The sequence below is a fragment of the Bacillus sp. 01N45 genome, from assembly GCF_056399205.1.
In genome coordinates this window covers 209,363-225,401 of sequence record NZ_JBFTQW010000004.1, presented here as the reverse complement: position 1 = coordinate 225,401, position 16,039 = coordinate 209,363, and the positions used below count along the sequence as shown (strand labels likewise).

19 protein-coding genes are annotated in these 16,039 nt (G+C 34.2%); 12 read left to right on the top strand and 7 right to left on the bottom strand.

Features of this window, described 5'->3' with window-relative positions:
• Nucleotides 1–117 precede the first annotated feature (117 nt).
• Entirely contained in the window at nucleotides 118–669 is a 552-nt protein-coding gene (locus tag AC1DMU_RS11690) for a GNAT family N-acetyltransferase (RefSeq protein WP_088064105.1), read from the top strand.
• Nucleotides 670–767: 98 nt separating this feature from the next.
• On the top strand, nucleotides 768–995 hold the full coding sequence (locus AC1DMU_RS11685; protein WP_001047525.1) for a coiled-coil domain-containing protein: 228 nt from the start codon (nucleotides 768–770) through the stop codon (nucleotides 993–995).
• Between the two features lie 116 nt (nucleotides 996–1,111).
• Here the strand turns inward: AC1DMU_RS11685 and AC1DMU_RS11680 are convergent, their stop codons facing one another.
• On the bottom strand, nucleotides 1,112–2,437 hold the full coding sequence (locus AC1DMU_RS11680) for an ArsB/NhaD family transporter (protein WP_088064104.1): 1,326 nt from the start codon (nucleotides 2,435–2,437) through the stop codon (nucleotides 1,112–1,114).
• A 262-nt stretch (nucleotides 2,438–2,699) separates the two neighbouring features.
• On the opposite strand from AC1DMU_RS11680, the gene AC1DMU_RS11675 reads away from it, so the two are divergent.
• Nucleotides 2,700–3,050 (top strand): YojF family protein, encoded by a 351-nt coding sequence (locus tag AC1DMU_RS11675; protein ID WP_000407039.1) that lies wholly within the window; start codon nucleotides 2,700–2,702, stop codon nucleotides 3,048–3,050.
• Between the two features lie 15 nt (nucleotides 3,051–3,065).
• On the top strand, nucleotides 3,066–3,728 hold the full coding sequence (gene bshB2, locus AC1DMU_RS11670) for a bacillithiol biosynthesis deacetylase BshB2 (RefSeq protein WP_088064103.1): 663 nt from the start codon (nucleotides 3,066–3,068) through the stop codon (nucleotides 3,726–3,728).
• Between the two features lie 260 nt (nucleotides 3,729–3,988).
• On the opposite strand, the gene AC1DMU_RS11665 is transcribed toward bshB2, so the two are convergent.
• Nucleotides 3,989–4,417, bottom strand: coding sequence for a cytidine deaminase (locus AC1DMU_RS11665; protein ID WP_000021272.1), 429 nt, complete (start codon nucleotides 4,415–4,417; stop codon nucleotides 3,989–3,991).
• A gap of 106 nt (nucleotides 4,418–4,523) precedes the next feature.
• Nucleotides 4,524–5,075 (bottom strand): DUF5823 family protein, encoded by a 552-nt coding sequence (locus AC1DMU_RS11660; RefSeq protein ID WP_088064102.1) that lies wholly within the window; start codon nucleotides 5,073–5,075, stop codon nucleotides 4,524–4,526.
• 363 nt (nucleotides 5,076–5,438) lie between these two features.
• Between AC1DMU_RS11660 and AC1DMU_RS11655 the strand changes: the two genes are divergently transcribed.
• Complete coding sequence (locus tag AC1DMU_RS11655; protein WP_088064101.1) at nucleotides 5,439–6,638, top strand: multidrug effflux MFS transporter; 1,200 nt, start codon at nucleotides 5,439–5,441, stop codon at nucleotides 6,636–6,638.
• Nucleotides 6,639–7,217: 579 nt separating this feature from the next.
• On the top strand, nucleotides 7,218–8,609 hold the full coding sequence (locus tag AC1DMU_RS11650) for an amino acid permease (protein ID WP_142291789.1): 1,392 nt from the start codon (nucleotides 7,218–7,220) through the stop codon (nucleotides 8,607–8,609).
• A gap of 48 nt (nucleotides 8,610–8,657) precedes the next feature.
• On the opposite strand, the gene AC1DMU_RS11645 is transcribed toward AC1DMU_RS11650, so the two are convergent.
• The gene (locus tag AC1DMU_RS11645; protein ID WP_088064099.1) at nucleotides 8,658–9,677 is read right to left on the bottom strand and encodes a zinc-binding alcohol dehydrogenase family protein; all 1,020 of its coding nucleotides are present in this window, start codon (nucleotides 9,675–9,677) and stop codon (nucleotides 8,658–8,660) included.
• Nucleotides 9,678–9,985: 308 nt separating this feature from the next.
• Here AC1DMU_RS11645 and AC1DMU_RS11640 point away from each other — a divergent pair, with 308 nt between their 5' ends.
• The 4 genes from AC1DMU_RS11640 to aiiA all read left to right on the top strand — a co-directional run bounded on the left by AC1DMU_RS11640 (nucleotide 9,986) and on the right by aiiA (nucleotide 12,810).
• Entirely contained in the window at nucleotides 9,986–10,315 is a 330-nt protein-coding gene (locus tag AC1DMU_RS11640; protein WP_001102638.1) for a PadR family transcriptional regulator, read from the top strand.
• Nucleotides 10,302–10,865: an HAAS signaling domain-containing protein gene (locus AC1DMU_RS11635; protein ID WP_088064098.1), complete on the top strand. Its 564-nt coding sequence runs from the start codon at nucleotides 10,302–10,304 to the stop codon at nucleotides 10,863–10,865. The genes AC1DMU_RS11640 and AC1DMU_RS11635 overlap by 14 nt, the downstream gene beginning before the upstream one ends.
• Nucleotides 10,855–11,721, top strand: coding sequence for a DUF4097 family beta strand repeat-containing protein (locus AC1DMU_RS11630; RefSeq protein WP_000608748.1), 867 nt, complete (start codon nucleotides 10,855–10,857; stop codon nucleotides 11,719–11,721). The genes AC1DMU_RS11635 and AC1DMU_RS11630 overlap by 11 nt, the downstream gene beginning before the upstream one ends.
• A 336-nt stretch (nucleotides 11,722–12,057) precedes the next feature.
• Nucleotides 12,058–12,810 carry a quorum-quenching N-acyl homoserine lactonase AiiA gene (gene aiiA / locus AC1DMU_RS11625; protein WP_046954672.1) on the top strand — a complete coding sequence of 251 codons (753 nt, stop codon included), beginning with the start codon at nucleotides 12,058–12,060 and terminating at the stop codon, nucleotides 12,808–12,810.
• Between the two features lie 40 nt (nucleotides 12,811–12,850).
• Here aiiA and AC1DMU_RS11620 read toward each other — a convergent pair whose 3' ends face one another.
• The 3 genes from AC1DMU_RS11620 to AC1DMU_RS11610 all read right to left on the bottom strand — a co-directional run bounded on the left by AC1DMU_RS11620 (nucleotide 12,851) and on the right by AC1DMU_RS11610 (nucleotide 14,359).
• Nucleotides 12,851–13,345, bottom strand: coding sequence for a hypothetical protein (locus tag AC1DMU_RS11620; protein ID WP_142291788.1), 495 nt, complete (start codon nucleotides 13,343–13,345; stop codon nucleotides 12,851–12,853).
• Nucleotides 13,346–13,434: 89 nt separating this feature from the next.
• Nucleotides 13,435–13,899, bottom strand: coding sequence for a DMT family transporter (locus AC1DMU_RS11615; RefSeq protein WP_088064096.1), 465 nt, complete (start codon nucleotides 13,897–13,899; stop codon nucleotides 13,435–13,437).
• 13 nt (nucleotides 13,900–13,912) lie between these two features.
• Nucleotides 13,913–14,359 carry a DMT family transporter gene (locus tag AC1DMU_RS11610; protein ID WP_070168987.1) on the bottom strand — a complete coding sequence of 149 codons (447 nt, stop codon included), beginning with the start codon at nucleotides 14,357–14,359 and terminating at the stop codon, nucleotides 13,913–13,915.
• A 109-nt stretch (nucleotides 14,360–14,468) separates the two neighbouring features.
• Between AC1DMU_RS11610 and yeiL the strand changes: the two genes are divergently transcribed.
• Both yeiL and AC1DMU_RS11600 read left to right on the top strand, forming a co-directional pair.
• The gene (yeiL, locus tag AC1DMU_RS11605) at nucleotides 14,469–15,161 is read left to right on the top strand and encodes a transcriptional regulator YeiL (protein WP_048544259.1); all 693 of its coding nucleotides are present in this window, start codon (nucleotides 14,469–14,471) and stop codon (nucleotides 15,159–15,161) included.
• Nucleotides 15,162–15,182: 21 nt separating this feature from the next.
• Nucleotides 15,183–15,914 (top strand): metallophosphoesterase family protein, encoded by a 732-nt coding sequence (locus AC1DMU_RS11600; protein ID WP_088064095.1) that lies wholly within the window; start codon nucleotides 15,183–15,185, stop codon nucleotides 15,912–15,914.
• Nucleotides 15,915–16,039 lie beyond the last annotated feature (125 nt).

Sequence of the window (16,039 nt, the reverse complement as noted above, 5' to 3'; positions counted from 1 at the left end):
GAGATGTGCCAATGTCAGCGCTTATTGTAAGTATCCCGTGTATAAAGCAGTTTATAGAATAAGGGGATAAATAGGCTAAAATAAGTATCCCCGTTATTAAAAAAGTGGGAGTTTGAAATGACAATGAATCTTTTTCAAAATAAAACGATTAAATTATCAGTTATGAGAGAAAACGACGCTGAAGTAATGGCTAAATGGCAAGAAGATAGTGAGTATTTAAGAAACGTCGATACAGATATAGCATTTCCGCAATCGTTACATGAAATAGCGAGTGATGGGCTATTAAAGGGACGAAGATCGAATAGTGTTTCTTTTATGGTAAGGACAGTTCAAGATGATCGCTTAATTGGTTTTGTTGCAATTCATGGCATAGAGTGGAATAACAGAATGGGTTTATTAGCCATTGGTATAGGAGATGCAAATGATAGAGGGAAGGGATATGGAAGAGAAGCGATCCATCTTATCTTAAAATATGCTTTCTATGAATTGAATTTGCACCGCGTTGGTCTTGATGTTATTTCTTATAACAAAGCTGCTATTGAGTTGTATAAAAAGATGGGGTTTCAGATGGAAGGTTGTATGAGAGAAGCGGTTCAAAGAGATGGGAAGTGTTTTGATCGTATCATTATGGGGATATTAAGGGATGAATGGATGGAGCTGCAAGGTTAGAAAGTACATTCGAAATTATATATGTAGTATGCAGGAGATATAATGATAATTGGCGAAAATTTACAGTGTGTTGATTGAATTTATAAGGAGTATGAAAAATGAATTTAGAAAAAAGTAAACCAGTAAATGAAGAGGTCGCTGAATTGAAGGAACTAATTAAAGAATTACACGGAAGTGTACATCAACTTCAAAGTGAAGTGCAGCAACTAAGGCACGAAAGACCAGTTGTTGAAGTGCGAAAGGGTGTTCAACTATCACCAACAATCGTTGGACAAATTGGTGGTATGATTTTAGGTGGTTTAGCAATTATCGGTATATTTTGGTGATGAAAAAAAGGTTTGAAGCATAGTGCTGCAAACCTTTTTTATTTGACGATATAATTTCATGCAATACAACTTTTACATTAAATAACGTAAATATATGTAAGCATGCAATACAACTTTTACATTAAATAACGTAAATATATGTAAGCATGTGATAACAATAGCGCAATGATTGTTAACGGTAAACCAATTTTTAAGAAGTCCATATACGAGAAAGCATGTCCTTCACGTTTTGCAATACCAGCAACGACTACGTTTGCGGATGCTCCGATTAATGTTCCGTTTCCTCCTAAGCAAGCTCCAAGTGATAACGCCCACCAGAGTACTTCAATTTGCGGAGAATCAACAGATAATCCGAGTCCTGTAGCTAAGTCTTGAATAAGCGGGATCATCGTTGCGACAAAGGGGATATTGTCAATTGTCGCAGATGCGATGCCTGATACCCACAAGATAAGTATCGCAGCGAAACCGATATCGCCATTTGTTACGTCGAGTACTTCTTTTGCTAGTGAAGAAATAAGTCCGATATCAATTAACCCGCCAACGAGAACGAATAGTCCAGCGAAGAAGAAAATGGTTACCCATTCAACGTGGGCAAATACATCTTCAATATCGTGTTCTTTTACTCCAATTAGCATAAGAAGTGTAGCGCCTGTCATCGCGATAACCGCAGCGTCTACATGAATAATCGAATGAAGTACAAAGCCTAAAATAGTTAGTCCTAAAATTGAAATGGATTTTAAAAGGAGGCTTTGATCTTTAATATAATCTTTTTCGTTCAATGCCATTAATATTTTAATTTGCTCAGGTGTTGTTTTTAGTTTGTTGCGATACATGAAGTAAATAATACCAAGTGTAACGATAGAGATAATGATTACGATTGGAGCTAAGTTTAGTAAAAAGGCATTAAAGTCTAAATGCTTATTTGCTGATCCGATCATAATGTTCGGTGGGTCACCGATTAATGTTGCTGTTCCACCTATATTTGAAAATAGTACTTCTGAAATCAAATAAGGAACAGGGTTTACTTTTAAAATACGTGTAATGGACAGTGTAACAGGAACGATTAGTAGAACGGTCGTTACGTTGTCCAAAAAGGCAGAACCGACAGCAGTTAATAGGGATAGTAATAATAAAATGCGGATTGGTTTTCCACCAGCTGCCTTCGCTGCTTTAATGGCCACAAATTCAAATACGCCTGATTGACTCGTAATATGTACGAGAATCATCATCCCAATTAAAAGGGTAATCGTTTCCCATTGAATATGTGATGTGAAAGCAGTATGTAAATCTACAACTCCAAAAATAATCATAATAGCAGCGCCGAATAGTGCGATTACAGCACGATTCAATTTCTCAGAAATAATAAATCCGTACGTGATTAAAAATACGGCAATTGCAAAATAATATTGCCAATTTGCTACTTCATGTGCTGATTGTTCCAATCATGTCACCTTCTTTAAAGTATATATTCAATTGTCAAAATGTATCTCGCTGCATAAATACGGGATAAAATATATTGTAGCAAATTCAAAAAAGAAAGAAAACTATTTAACAAAGTGAAGGAAAAAATATATTTTTTACATATCATATAAAAAATATAAAAAACACAGTGCAAATTATTAGGAAAAGTGGGCGTTGTCCTCTAATATAGAGATAGCAATTTACATTATTTTTGCGTAAAATGGTTTAAAGAGGTGAATTCCGATGGAAATAGTAAAAGATAGTTCTCTTATTCAAAATGAAATTGAACGTTTTGTAAATAAAGATGTATATATTCATTTAGAAACAACGAACGGAGCGTATGCGTCACACTTTAACGAAAAGATGATGACAGTTGGAGCATTCATTCGAAATGCAATTATTCGCTTTGAACGTGGGAAGATTACTGGAACAAATCCATACCGAGTTGGTTTGAAAATGGATCATGGCTGGGTATATGCAGAAGGTATTACGCACTGGGAAGTAGACGATAAAGAGCGTTTATTACTTGCAGGGCATGATAACCAAGGCCGCTTAGCAGTTGCACTTGAGTTAAGCTTAACGCCATTTAAGTAAGAAGGAGGGAAACTTATGGAGAGACATGTACTTGTTGTATTTCCGCATCCAGATGACGAAGCATTTGCTGCTGGAGGAACAATTCGCTTATTAACAGATCAAGGAGTACCTGTAACGTATGCATGTGGTACTTTAGGACAAATGGGACGTAACATGGGGAAAAACGTATTCGCTAACCGTGAAACGATTCCAAATATCCGTGAAAAAGAATTAAAAGATGCATGTGAAGCGATGGGAATTCAAGATTTAAGAATGCTTGGTTTCCATGATAAAACGTTAGAATTTGAAGATGTTGATTTCGTTGCAGATAAAATTGAAGCAATCATTCAAGAAGTAAATCCATCTCGAATTATTACATTTTATCCAGAGCACGGCGTACATCCAGATCATGATGCATTTGGCCGCGCAGTTGTTCGCGCTGTATCACGTATGCAAAAAGAAGAGCGTCCAGTCATTCATGCCGTTGCGATTACGAGAAATCGCGAAGCTGTATTAGGTGAGCCGGATGTTGTAAATAATATTAGTGAAGTATTCGAGCATAAATTAGCTGCACTAGGTGCGCATCGTTCACAAACAGAAGCGATGTTAGAAGAAACACACGTAAAAATCAAAAACAAAGATGCAGCAACATTAAAATGGCTGCAACTGGAACAATTTTGGACTTATAAATGGGAGTAGGCTAGAAGGGGACCTTCTAGTAGCTCTTACATAGAAAAAGCACCGTCATTTGGACGGTGCTTTTTTAGTGAATAACTTTTAATTTCCGCTATTTGCGAGCAGATTTCACTTTATCCCGCATTAACGGGCAGTAAGCCTACCACCTGGAAATTCAGAAAAAGCAAAGAAGGTAGGTGGAGGCGGACTGCCCGTAAAAGCCCGATTGGTTCAACTAATAATCAGTGGGGATGAACAAAACCCACACTGATTAAAGTTTCACTTTATCTTGTACTCCATTCTTTTGTAAATTCATCATGGTATGCTTCGCTCCAATGGTATGGCTGCAACTCTTTTAACGGTTTGAAAATGATATCTTGTTTAGAATTTGTAATGGCGCATAGTACTTCTGGTCCCCAATAAAATAAACGTTCTTGGCATACACCACAAGGTGATAATACTTTTAATTCAGAATGCTCATTTTCCCTTGCAAGACAAATAGAATGTGTAACTTTCTTATGAAATTTATGTGCTTCTAAAATTGCACCTGTTTCCATACAAAGTTCTGTTGAAGCGTTTATTACGTCAGGGGCCACACTTGTATAAATGGATCCATCTTCTACACGGATTGCTGCAGCTCCGCCCCAATTATGTGGATATCTTTGGTCAATTAAATTTTTCACTGCATCATATAATTGTTGTTCAATGCTCAATTGTATGTCCTCATTTCTGTTTAATTTTCGATTCAATGACTGTTATTTTTTTAGTAATACCGTTAAAAAAGAATAGTCACTCAATTTTAAACTATAAATGCAAGAATTACTTTTCATCTGCATACTTTTCCTCTAAGGCAATTAATAGAGGAATTGATATAGTTACAAGAATGATTAAAGTGGTTATAAAAGATTTAGAAAGAGCAAAAGAACCTTCGATTAAAGGTGATAAAAACTTGAATGAAAGTATACTTGTTATTAAGGAAACTACTAAAAAGCTAAAAAGAGACACATTTTTATTTTTGATAGATGTTTCTATAAAATCTTTAAGACAGCTTATGACGACAAATATAGTTAATATAATAAGAGAAATAAAATAATGTGTTAAATTTGTCATACTAATAGTAGGACCGTCTATTATGTAAGCAAGTAACTTAGATACTAACATACCTCCAAATAATAAAATAATAAAAGCAAGTAATCCTTCCGATGTATAAGTGCTGAAATTATCTTTCTTGTTAAAGAGTTTATAATTCAGAGTAGATTGGCTTATTTGCATTAGGAATAGGATAATAATCCACACATAATATACAATTGGTAATTCTCCTGAGAATAGAGCGATCAGGAAATTTATTACTGTCCTTAAAATTTCAATCATTACGAAAGGCCTCCTGTTTGCAAGCTTTACGACATTAAAAATGCTGGTCTATCGCTTGATAATTAGAACTATTAATTCAAACTATTTCTAATTATTCCATAAAAAGGTGGTAGCTTCAAGTTATCTTTTTAACAAAGCTTCCAAGGCTCAACACTAGAAAAAGAAACGCAATATGTAATATAATTGAAAAAGTATATATTAAAATTAATGTTAATATTACCCTCCTATAAGTATTAACATACGTAATTGAGGTGTTTTCTTTGTTGTTTTATGATCGAATTTCTATAATGGCCCCTCCTGTTCCGTAGCTAAGGAAAGTCTTTTTATTTCTGAGATTTTCAAAGTTATAGGAGGGTATGAAAAATGAAAAAAGTCTCAGTACCATCACTTTTGTTAATGATCATTCTTGTCGCATTTCCGCAAATTAGTGAAACGATTTACACACCGTCTTTACCTGACATTTCAAAGGAGTTACACGTAAGTAATAATGAGGTACAGTTAACACTTAGTGTGTATTTTGCTGGATTTGCTTTAGGTGTATTTTTTATTGGATGGTTATCAGATATAATTGGCCGTCGCCCGGCAATGTTATTTGGAATTGTCGTATATGGCGTTGGGAGTTTCTTATGCTTTATTGCAAATTCCATTGAAGTTTTATTGCTAAGTCGTTTTATTCAAGCGTTTGGAGCAAGTGCTGGCTCTGTTGTTACACAAACGATTCTTCGTGAAAGTGTAGAAGGGCATAAGAGGCATGTTATGTTTGCTCAAATCTCGGCAGTCATTGCTTTTACACCAGCGATAGGGCCGTTAATTGGTGGTTTTCTTGATCAAATGTTTGGATTTAAAACCGTATTTTTAAGTTTAGTAGTTATGAGTATCGGGATTTTTCTGTATACGTTTGTTTCCCTTCCCGAAACAAAAACGGACTCAGTAACGAATAAAATAAATGTATTTTCTGTTTTAAAACGGTTAATTACAAATCCGAAAGTAGTAACATATGGGTTATTAATTGGAGGAGCGAATGGTGTTTTATTTAGCTATTATGCAGAAGCGCCGTTTATCTTTATTGAATACTTTCAGTTATCGCCTAGTATGTATGGACTTCTAGGAATTGTTGTTGCTTCCGCTTCTATTATTGGAGCCAAAGTTTCTAAACGATTGCTTGCCACGTATAAACCAGAGAAAATTATATATATCGGTTGTCTTGTAATGACAGGAGGAGCTATCCTTTTATCTGTTATTACGTTTGTTGGATCAAATCCGAATGTAATATATATGATTGTATTTTTAGTAGCGATGTTTATATTGCTATTAGGAATTGGGATAGCGTTACCTAACTGTTTAAGTTTAGCGTTAGTAGATTTTCAAGATGTCATTGGTACAGCCGGAGCTTTGTTTAGCTTAGGGTACTATGTAATTGTAACGATGACAGTTTGGGGAATGAGTCAACTTCATACGGGCTCGTTACTGGTGTTGCCACTTTATTTTCTGGCTATTGTAGTTATCATGATGGTGTTTACTAAAGTGTTTATTTTAGGTAAACAAACTTCAAAAATGATTTAAATATGAAATGGTAAAAGAGTCTCGTTTTTTAATGAGACTCTTTTATATTTTATCCTGCTGTTTTGAGGCAGTAAGATTCCTACCTCAAAATTGGGCTGGACTAAAGAAATCAGTAGTTTATTAATATATTAAATTTCTGGTTAGTATATGAATCGGACGTGTGGGAAATTACGTTATCAACTATAAAGATTGAAGTACATGAGATGTGAAACCTAGGAAGAAATACTCTCCTCGGTTATTTATACTGTAATAATATTCATGCCGGAATCATATTGAATAGATGTATTTTATTGTTAATTTAGTTAAAAATTAATCAGACTTATGTATAATAATTTATTGAAAAAATAATTGAACTTTTCAGATAAATGAATTAATATAAGGTAAGTAATTTTAAGATTTATAGAATATTGGAAGATGAAAGGTTTTGAGAATTTTGTAAGAGGCAAAAAACGATTTTAGGATAGCTTTAAAGCTAGTGTAAAATGACGTTTGCTTCATCATTTTCAGGGCCTAAAGGAATTAGGGGAAAGCATCTTGTTTTAAAATGCGGCTATGAATCATCTAAGAGGGGGAAGTGAAGTGGCAAACAAAGAATTGAAAAGGGGTTTAGAAGCACGTCATATTCAAATGATTGCTTTAGGCGGAACGATTGGTGTTGGCTTGTTTATGGGATCAGCCAGCACAATTAAATGGACAGGTCCATCAGTAATGCTTGCGTATGCAATTGCAGGTATTTTTATTTTCTTCATTATGCGTGCAATGGGTGAAATGTTGTATATGGAGCCGAGTACAGGTTCATTTGCGACGTTCGGTCATAAGTATATTCATCCGTTAGCTGGTTATATGACAGCGTGGAGTAACTGGTTCCAGTGGGTTATCGTTGGGATGTCAGAAATTATTGCGGTTGGGGCATATATGCAATATTGGTTCCCGGACTTACCAGCTTGGATACCAGGTGTAATCGCAATGGTTATTCTTGGCGCAGCTAACTTAATTTCTGTTAAGTCATTTGGCGAATTTGAATTTTGGTTTGCGATGATTAAAATCGTTACGATTCTATTAATGATTATTGCGGGATTTGGACTTATTTTCTTTGGAATTGGTAACGGCGGAGAAGCAATTGGTATATCAAATCTTTGGTCAAATGGTGGTTTCTTTACAGGTGGTTTTTCAGGGTTCTTCTTTGCATTATCACTTGTAGTTGGTGCATACCAAGGTGTGGAATTAATCGGTATTACTGCTGGTGAAGCGAAGGATCCGAAGAAGACACTTACAAGAGCAATTCAAAGTACAATTTGGCGTATTTTAATTTTCTATATTGGTGCTATTTTCGTTATTGTAACTGTGTATCCGTGGGATCAATTAAGTACAATTGGTAGTCCGTTCGTAGCAACTTTTGCGAAGGTTGGTATTACGGCAGCAGCTGGACTTATTAACTTCGTTGTTATTACAGCGGCAATGTCGGGTTGTAATAGTGGTATTTATAGTGCGGGCCGTATGCTTTATACGTTAGGTGTAAATGGACAAGCGCCGAAATATTTCACGAAACTTTCTGGAAATGGTGTACCTTTATTCGGTACAGTTGGCGTAATTATCGGTTTAGCGGTTGGTGTTGTTTTAAGTTATATCGCACCGAAAAACTTATTCGTATATGTATATAGTGCGAGCGTACTTCCTGGTATGGTACCATGGTTCGTCATTTTAATTAGTCAAATTAATTTTAGAAAAGAAAAGGGAGCAGAGATGAAAGATCATCCGTTCAAAATGCCATTTGCTCCTGTTACAAACTATTTGACAATTGCCTTTTTAATTATGGTATTAATCGGAATGTGGTTTAACGATGATACACGTATTTCATTAGTTGTAGGTATTGTTTTCTTAGCTATCGTCACAATTAGTTTCTATGCTTTCGGAATAGGGAAACGACGTCCGTTAGATGTTCCAAATGATCAGGAGATTTCAAGTAAATAAAGATAGTAAAAAGTCCGATTTCTTATATGGAAATCGGACTTTTTATTATTAAAATTTCTCTAAAACGATTTTCCCAATTGTACTTCCGCTTTCAAGCAGTGCATGTGCTTTCTTTACGTTTTCAGCGTTAATTGGTGCGAATGTTTCATTTAGAGTAGTCTTTAAAATGCCTTCATCTAATAGTTCGCTTACTTTATTTAATAGTTCGTGCTGCGTGATCATATCGCCAGTTTCGTACATCGCTTTTGTAAACATAAACTCCCAAACGAATGTAGCACTTTTACTTTTTAAAATACCCATCTCAAGAGGGTGTTCATTTTCTACGATAGAGCAAATTTTTCCTTGTGGTTTAATGAGGTCACAAATTGCTTGCCAATGTTCATCTGTATTGTTTAAGCAGAAAATATAATCTACATCTTTTAGCCCAAACTCTAATATTTGATCTTGTAAAGGTTGGTGATGGTTAATGATATAATCGGCACCAAATTTTTCAACCCAGTGTATCGTTTCATTACGGGATGCAGTTGTGATTACATTCAGTCCAGCCCATTTCGCCAGTTGAATGGCAATTGAACCTACACCACCAGCTCCGCCGATAATTAAAATGTTTTTGAATGTATTCTCATCTTTCTTATTATAATCAATGCTTAAACGTTCAAATAAACCTTCCCATGCTGTAATAGCTGTTAAAGGAAGTGCTGCAGCTTCAGCATCATTTAACGTTTTAGGTTTCTTGCCAACGATTCTTTCATCAACTAGGTGGTATTCACTATATGTACCTTGTCTCGTAATACTTCCAGCGTAAAATACTTCGTCGCCTTCTTTAAATAACGTACAACCTTCGCCCGTTTGTACGACGACACCACTAGCATCCCAGCCAAGTATTTTCGCTACATCTTCTTTTTTATCTTTCGGAGAGCGAACTTTTGTATCAACTGGATTAACGGAAATAGCGTTAATTTTAACAAGTATATCTCTTCCTGTAGCAACAGGTCTTTCAACTTCAATATCAATTAAACTGTTTTCTTCTTCAATAGGTAAGTATTCATGTAAACCAATTGCTTTCATTTCTATTCCCTCCATTAAAGTAAGAGTTTTTCTCTTTTATTATAGTAGGTAAAGCGTCATTATGTAAAAAAGTTGAGTTCTTTCCATTTTGTAAAAGAGCTGTTTCAACTTCATTTAGAACTTTGTAACTGGCGAGCAACATCCATCACTCTGATTTTATAAGCGTCGGATGAGAGGTATACTTATTTTTCCAGTGTACCTTGCAATGAACAATACCAAGTGTTATATTATACTTGTAGTTATTAGTTATAAAACAGTACTAAATAATAAACAGTAGTGGATATCAATTAGAATAGGGTGAATGAATATTGAATGTACAATTTAAAAAAGGAGTTTTAGAACTTTGTGTTCTTGTCTTACTGGATAAGCAAGACCGTTATGGATATGAATTAGTTCGAAATATTTCCAATCGAATTGAAATATCAGAAGGGTCTGTTTATCCTCTTCTTCGAAGGCTAACTAAGGAAGAATATTTTACAACGTATTTACAGGAGTCTTCAGAAGGCCCTTCAAGAAAGTATTATACACTGACGGATAAAGGTAGAACGTATTTGTATCAACTTTTGGAGGAATGGAATGAGTTTTCACAAGGTGTCAATCAATTAATTAAAGAAGGTGTAGGTAATGACGAAAGATAAATTTTTACAACAATTAAATGTATCTCTAAAAAGGTTATCTGATAAAGAGCGTGCAGATATTTTAAAAGATTATGAAGAACATTTTACTTTCGGATTAGAGGAAGGGAAAAGTGAAGAAGAAATTGCAACTTCATTAGGCTCTCCAGCTCAAATCGCCAAAGAGTTATTAGCAGATTATCATATTGAGAAAGTAACAGCAAGTGCAACAACAGGAAATGTTTTTCGGGCAATTTGGGCAGTAATTGGATTAGGTTTTTTTAATTTGTTAATCGTGCTTGGACCTGCAATTACATTAGTGGCATTAATTTTTTCAGGATGGGTTCTAGGTATCTCATTTTTAGGCGCACCATTACTTGTTTTAGTTGATACGATTATACATCCAAATACATTCTTGCTATTTAATCTTTTTGTTTCTTTAGCGCTTTGTGGACTTGGATATTTCATTGTTATTGCTATGTTATTTTTAACGAAGCTAGCAAAGAATGGATTTGTTCGTTATTTAAAGTTCAATATAGCATTAGTAAAAGGTGGTTTAAAGCATGATAAATAAAAAGAGTCTTTCAATCATTGCAGGTATTATTTTCATTATTGGTATTATCGGAAGTTTATTCACTTATCGTTCAATTGCTGCAGTACCAATTTCAGAAGAAAAGGTCGTTAATAATAATAATGTGTCAAGCGTCATTATTGATACAAATAACGTTCGTGTTAATATCAATCCTACAAAAGATAGTAACGTGAAAGTAAAATTAGATGGCGAGGTTAATCCAAACGTAAAAAGAACATTAGCTACGGATGAGGAAGATTCAACGCTTCTCATTTCTTATAAAGAAAAACAACAGAGCTGGTTCAACTTTAATATTTCTGAAGTATTGGCTCCATTAACATTAAATGTGTATCTACCCGAAAAACAATATGATTCATTAAAAGTTTCCAATAATAATGGCTACGTTTCTGCTAAAAAACTAAACGCAACACATTTTAATATAAATACAAGCAATGGACATGTTGAATTAAGAGAAATCAATTCGCCAAAAATTATCGCAGAAGCAAACAATGGAATTATGGATTTCAAAGATGTATTGGCACAAAATATTCATGTGAAATCGAACAACGGACGAATAATGCTAGACCATGTTGAAGGTGAAATAGAGGGGCAAACTAAAAATGGAAGTCTTACTCTTAAAACGAATGAACTGGATCGAAATCTCAATTTTATGACTCATAATGGGAAAATTAATATTGAAACCGAAAAAGAACCAACTAATGTTCAATTTAATGTTTCTGTCGACAACGGCAGCGCGAATATCCTGAATAAATATAACGGGAATACGGTTATTGGAAAGGGAGAAAATATAATTAAATTAAACACACATAACGGAAATATTACAGTGAAAAACCAATAGCATATTACCTTTTATAATCTCAGCTCGTCGCACATAAAGAGCAATAATAAATAAAAAAGAACCGACTCCTTTTTTCAACATATAGGTAGTCGGTTTTTTTTTATGTAACCTTCGTTTAAGTGTGTATCCTTTTCGTATTTCAAAATACAAACAGTTGATTTATTACCCTGGATTCTTAGAAAAATAACGAATAATAATTAATAGTGTAAGGAGAATTTGTGAATGACTCAAAAATAATAGCTGAAACAATGAAAAGTGAGAAGGAGTTTATTTCTAGCAAGAGGAATTCTTTACTGTATTGTTTTATTCAAAACTAAATTTAAAGGTGGATACATAATGACAGTAAAGAAGCTTTATTTCGTCCCAGCAGGTCGTTGTATGTTGGATCATTCGTCTGTTAATAGTACATTAACACCAGGAGAATTATTAGACTTACCGGTTTGGTGTTATCTTTTGGAGACTGAAGAAGGACCTATTTTAGTAGATACAGGTATGCCAGAAAGTGCAGTTAATAATGAAGGTCTTTTTAACGGTACATTTGTCGAAGGGCAGGTTTTACCGAAAATGACTGAAGAAGATAGAATCGTGAATATTTTAAAACGGGTTGGTTATGAGCCGGAAGACCTTCTTTATATTATTAGTTCTCACTTGCATTTTGATCATGCAGGAGGAAATGGCGCTTTTATAAATACACCAATCATTGTACAGCGTGCTGAATATGAGGCGGCGCAGCATAGCGAAGAATATTTGAAAGAATGTATATTGCCGAATTTAAACTACAAAATCATTGAAGGTGATTATGAAGTCGTACCAGGAGTTCAATTATTGCATACACCAGGCCATACTCCAGGGCATCAATCGCTATTAATTGAGACAGAAAAATCCGGTCCTGTATTATTAACGATTGATGCATCGTATACGAAAGAAAATTTTGAAAATGAAGTGCCATTTGCGGGATTTGATTCAGAATTAGCTTTATCTTCAATTAAACGTTTAAAAGAAGTGGTGATGAAAGAGAAGCCGATTGTTTTCTTTGGACATGATATAGAACAGGAAAGGGGATGTAAAGTGTTCCCAGAATATATATAGTACAAAAAGTCATGAGCTTATTCGCTCATGACTTTTTCGTTTAAATGATTTTTTTAAATAAGTTATAAACTTTTTTAGAACTATCTTCATTTAATTGATAGTACGTAAGGTTTACATCATTAGGAGTATCTTGTTGAGCAATCATCACTTCGTTACTGTGATGGTCAACTACCCATATGAAATATTTTTTATAAGTCCCATCCTCGAAAGTAATCCACATATCACAGTCTATTAAATCTGATCCTTCTTCATCTAATGTTAATTTTCCTTTTTTGGCGGTATCCATACTGTTAATGAATGTTTTTAATTCATCTGTTTTTGTGAGAAAGATATCTTTTTTTGTTTTAATTGACTCGACATGTATATCTTTTATTTCCTGTTTCCCTAAAAAGACAGGGGGCCCATTTGGATCTCTTTGAGTTGAAATGATAGTAGCTTTCTTCTTTGGTTTATTTGCTGTATAGAAATCTTGAATAGATTTCCCAGAGTTGAAAAACCATGCGATTCCAAAAATAATCAATGCACTACCTAGCAGTAAAATGATTTTTTTAATAGAATATTCTCCTCTCTATCACTTCGTATGAAGAGCTTTTCTATTAATATATGATAGGGAAGCGTAAAGTATTATAATTGAACTTGTTTATTCTGCACAGTTTTAACAGGGCGATCTACGAGTAAATTGTAAGTGAGTCCGATTAGTACGAAAATGCCACCGACAACCTTTCCTATAGAGAGTTCGTGTGACAAGATGAAATCAATGATAGTCCCCGCAAATAATTGTCCGATAAAGATGAGTAACGTTAAATAAAATGCTGATATTTTAGGTGTAATATAGTTCGATAACGAGATGACGATAACGCCTACTAATCCGCCTAAGTAAACAGCGATAGGAATAGATTGCAACGTATGACTAGGAATGTACATTGAATCTGAACTGAAAATTAAAAATAACATAGAGAAAAATAATCCAGTAATATAATTAAAAAACGTACCTTCCCAATTACCGATTTTCGCTGCTAAATTTGCGTTAATAATTCTAGCAACAACGATAGAAACACCAGCTAAAATAGCGATAGTAATATATAACATTTTCTTGCCCCCATTAATAAATTGTCATGATTATAATTCCGGAAGAGATGAAACATAATCCAATTAGTTTTTTCTTTTCAAACTTTGCAACTTTCATTCCTAATAAGCCGAAATGATCAATAACGATGGAAGCAATGGATTGACCAAGTAAACTTAATGCGATCGTAATAGAGGCACCAAGGACGGAGAAACTTATATTATTAAAAAGGACAGTGAATACCCCAATCGCTCCAGCGCTATATAAAAAAAGCGGAATGCTTTTATCAAAATAAATTTTATTTTTGTTTATGATTAAAACGAAAATAACTGCAATTAAACCGACAAGGTGAATGACAACGCTTGCTGTATACTTGCCAATTAATTCAGATAAAATCCCATTCAATGGAAGCATAACGGCGATGAGCACACCAATAAAGACAGAAAGAAAGTTGTACAATGTAATATCCCCTTTAATTTTCATATTTGTAATGACTGTATCATGCTGAAATTGTGAATTACTATGACATATGTCATAGTGGAAGGGGGAAATTTTGATTACAATGGGGAGTAGTTGTAAAGGCGGGGGAACTATGAAGAAAATATGTAATTCTATTAAATTAACAAATTATATGAAAGAAAATAATATTGACTCCTTTTTTAGTAATGATATGAAACCATATATGGAACTAATATTTTTTAAAAAGAATGAGTTTATTTGTAGAGAGAATGAAGAGATAGATTATTTATTTTTCTTCGTTGAAGGAAAAGCGAAAGCGTTTAATACATTAAGTAACGGGAAATCTGTATTGTTATGCTTTTATGATAGCTTGCAGCTGTTAGGAGATGTGGAGTTAATTCATTCTCAAAAGACAGCTTCAAACGTACAAGTGATGGCAGATTCATATTGTGTTGGTTTGCCTTTAGGGAAAGTGAGAAATCAACTATTTCATGATGCGAAATTTTTACGATGTATTTGCGGATCGTTAGCACATAAGTTAAATCGGCTTTCAAAAAATAGTACAATTAATTTACTATATCCACTTGAAAATAGACTTGCGAGTTACATGTTAGCAGCAGGGGAACGAGCGGTGCAGCATGGAAATAGAATTGTATTTAGTGGGAATTTAACGGAAACAGCGGAATTGTTAGGAACGAGTTATCGTCATCTATTACGTACATTAAATATTTTTTGTGATAAAGAGATAATAAAAAAGAACAATGGTTGCTTCGAAGTAGTAAATGTGGATGTTCTGAGGGAATTGGCAGCAGATGTTTATAAATAATATATTAAAGTGGGGATTTAGATGAAAATAGCAATTATTTCAGATGTTCATGGAAATAGTCAAGCTTTGAAATCCGTATTAGAAGATATTGAACGTCGCAAGGTCGAAATGATAATTAATTTAGGTGATAGCGTCTATGGGCCGTTAGATCCTTTAGGTACAATTGAAATATTAATGAATAACGAGATGATACATATTAAGGGAAACTGTGATCGCATGCTTTGGGAACCTATACAAGAGCAGTCTGCTACACTAACTTTTGTCCGAAATCAATTAACAGAAAATCATATAGATTGGTTAAAACAACATCCTTTCCAATTCATTGTTGACGATATTTTATTTTGTCATGGTACACTAACTTCAGATGAGGTGTATTTACTAGAAGAAATGGACGAAAATGGTGCAGTATTAAAGAGTGAAAAAAATATAATGGATCAACTCAAAAATATAGAACAAAAAATAATAGTATGTGGTCATACACATATTCCTAGAGTTGTTTATTTAGCGAACGGAAAAATCATAATAAATCCAGGGAGTATAGGGCTTCCAGCGTACAAAGATGAATTACCCATTGTGCATAAAATGGAATCAGGAACTCCGCATGCAAAATATGTAGTGATAGAAAAGGTTTTGGGAGAATGGGTAATTGAACAAATTTCAGTTCCTTATAATTGGGAGGAAGCTGCTGAGTTAGCTGTTCAACAGGAAAGACATGACTGGGCACAGGCACTAAAGACTGGGAAGATAGAATGAAAGGGAGTTTACCCCTTTTTTTATTTTGAGTAAATATTGAATGATGTAAAAATAAAATGTTATGATTATGGAAACGTATGAATATATGAACAAGTATTCATACGTTTAGTGGAAGGAGGGATTAG

Coding starts and splice junctions, on each gene's coding strand:
- AC1DMU_RS11645 (WP_088064099.1), bottom strand. CDS start 9,677: ATGAAAGCAATTGGTTTACATGAATACTTACCTATTGAAGAAGAAAAC.
- AC1DMU_RS11685 (WP_001047525.1), top strand. CDS start 768: ATGAATTTAGAAAAAAGTAAACCAGTAAATGAAGAGGTCGCTGAATTG.
- AC1DMU_RS11655 (WP_088064101.1), top strand. CDS start 5,439: ATGAAAAAAGTCTCAGTACCATCACTTTTGTTAATGATCATTCTTGTC.
- AC1DMU_RS11690 (WP_088064105.1), top strand. CDS start 118: ATGACAATGAATCTTTTTCAAAATAAAACGATTAAATTATCAGTTATG.
- AC1DMU_RS11675 (WP_000407039.1), top strand. CDS start 2,700: ATGGAAATAGTAAAAGATAGTTCTCTTATTCAAAATGAAATTGAACGT.
- AC1DMU_RS11610 (WP_070168987.1), bottom strand. CDS start 14,359: ATGAAAATTAAAGGGGATATTACATTGTACAACTTTCTTTCTGTCTTT.
- AC1DMU_RS11600 (WP_088064095.1), top strand. CDS start 15,183: ATGAAAATAGCAATTATTTCAGATGTTCATGGAAATAGTCAAGCTTTG.
- bshB2 (WP_088064103.1), top strand. CDS start 3,066: ATGGAGAGACATGTACTTGTTGTATTTCCGCATCCAGATGACGAAGCA.
- AC1DMU_RS11615 (WP_088064096.1), bottom strand. CDS start 13,899: ATGTTATATATTACTATCGCTATTTTAGCTGGTGTTTCTATCGTTGTT.
- AC1DMU_RS11660 (WP_088064102.1), bottom strand. CDS start 5,075: ATGATTGAAATTTTAAGGACAGTAATAAATTTCCTGATCGCTCTATTC.
- aiiA (WP_046954672.1), top strand. CDS start 12,058: ATGACAGTAAAGAAGCTTTATTTCGTCCCAGCAGGTCGTTGTATGTTG.
- AC1DMU_RS11630 (WP_000608748.1), top strand. CDS start 10,855: ATGATAAATAAAAAGAGTCTTTCAATCATTGCAGGTATTATTTTCATT.
- yeiL (WP_048544259.1), top strand. CDS start 14,469: ATGAAGAAAATATGTAATTCTATTAAATTAACAAATTATATGAAAGAA.
- AC1DMU_RS11635 (WP_088064098.1), top strand. CDS start 10,302: ATGACGAAAGATAAATTTTTACAACAATTAAATGTATCTCTAAAAAGG.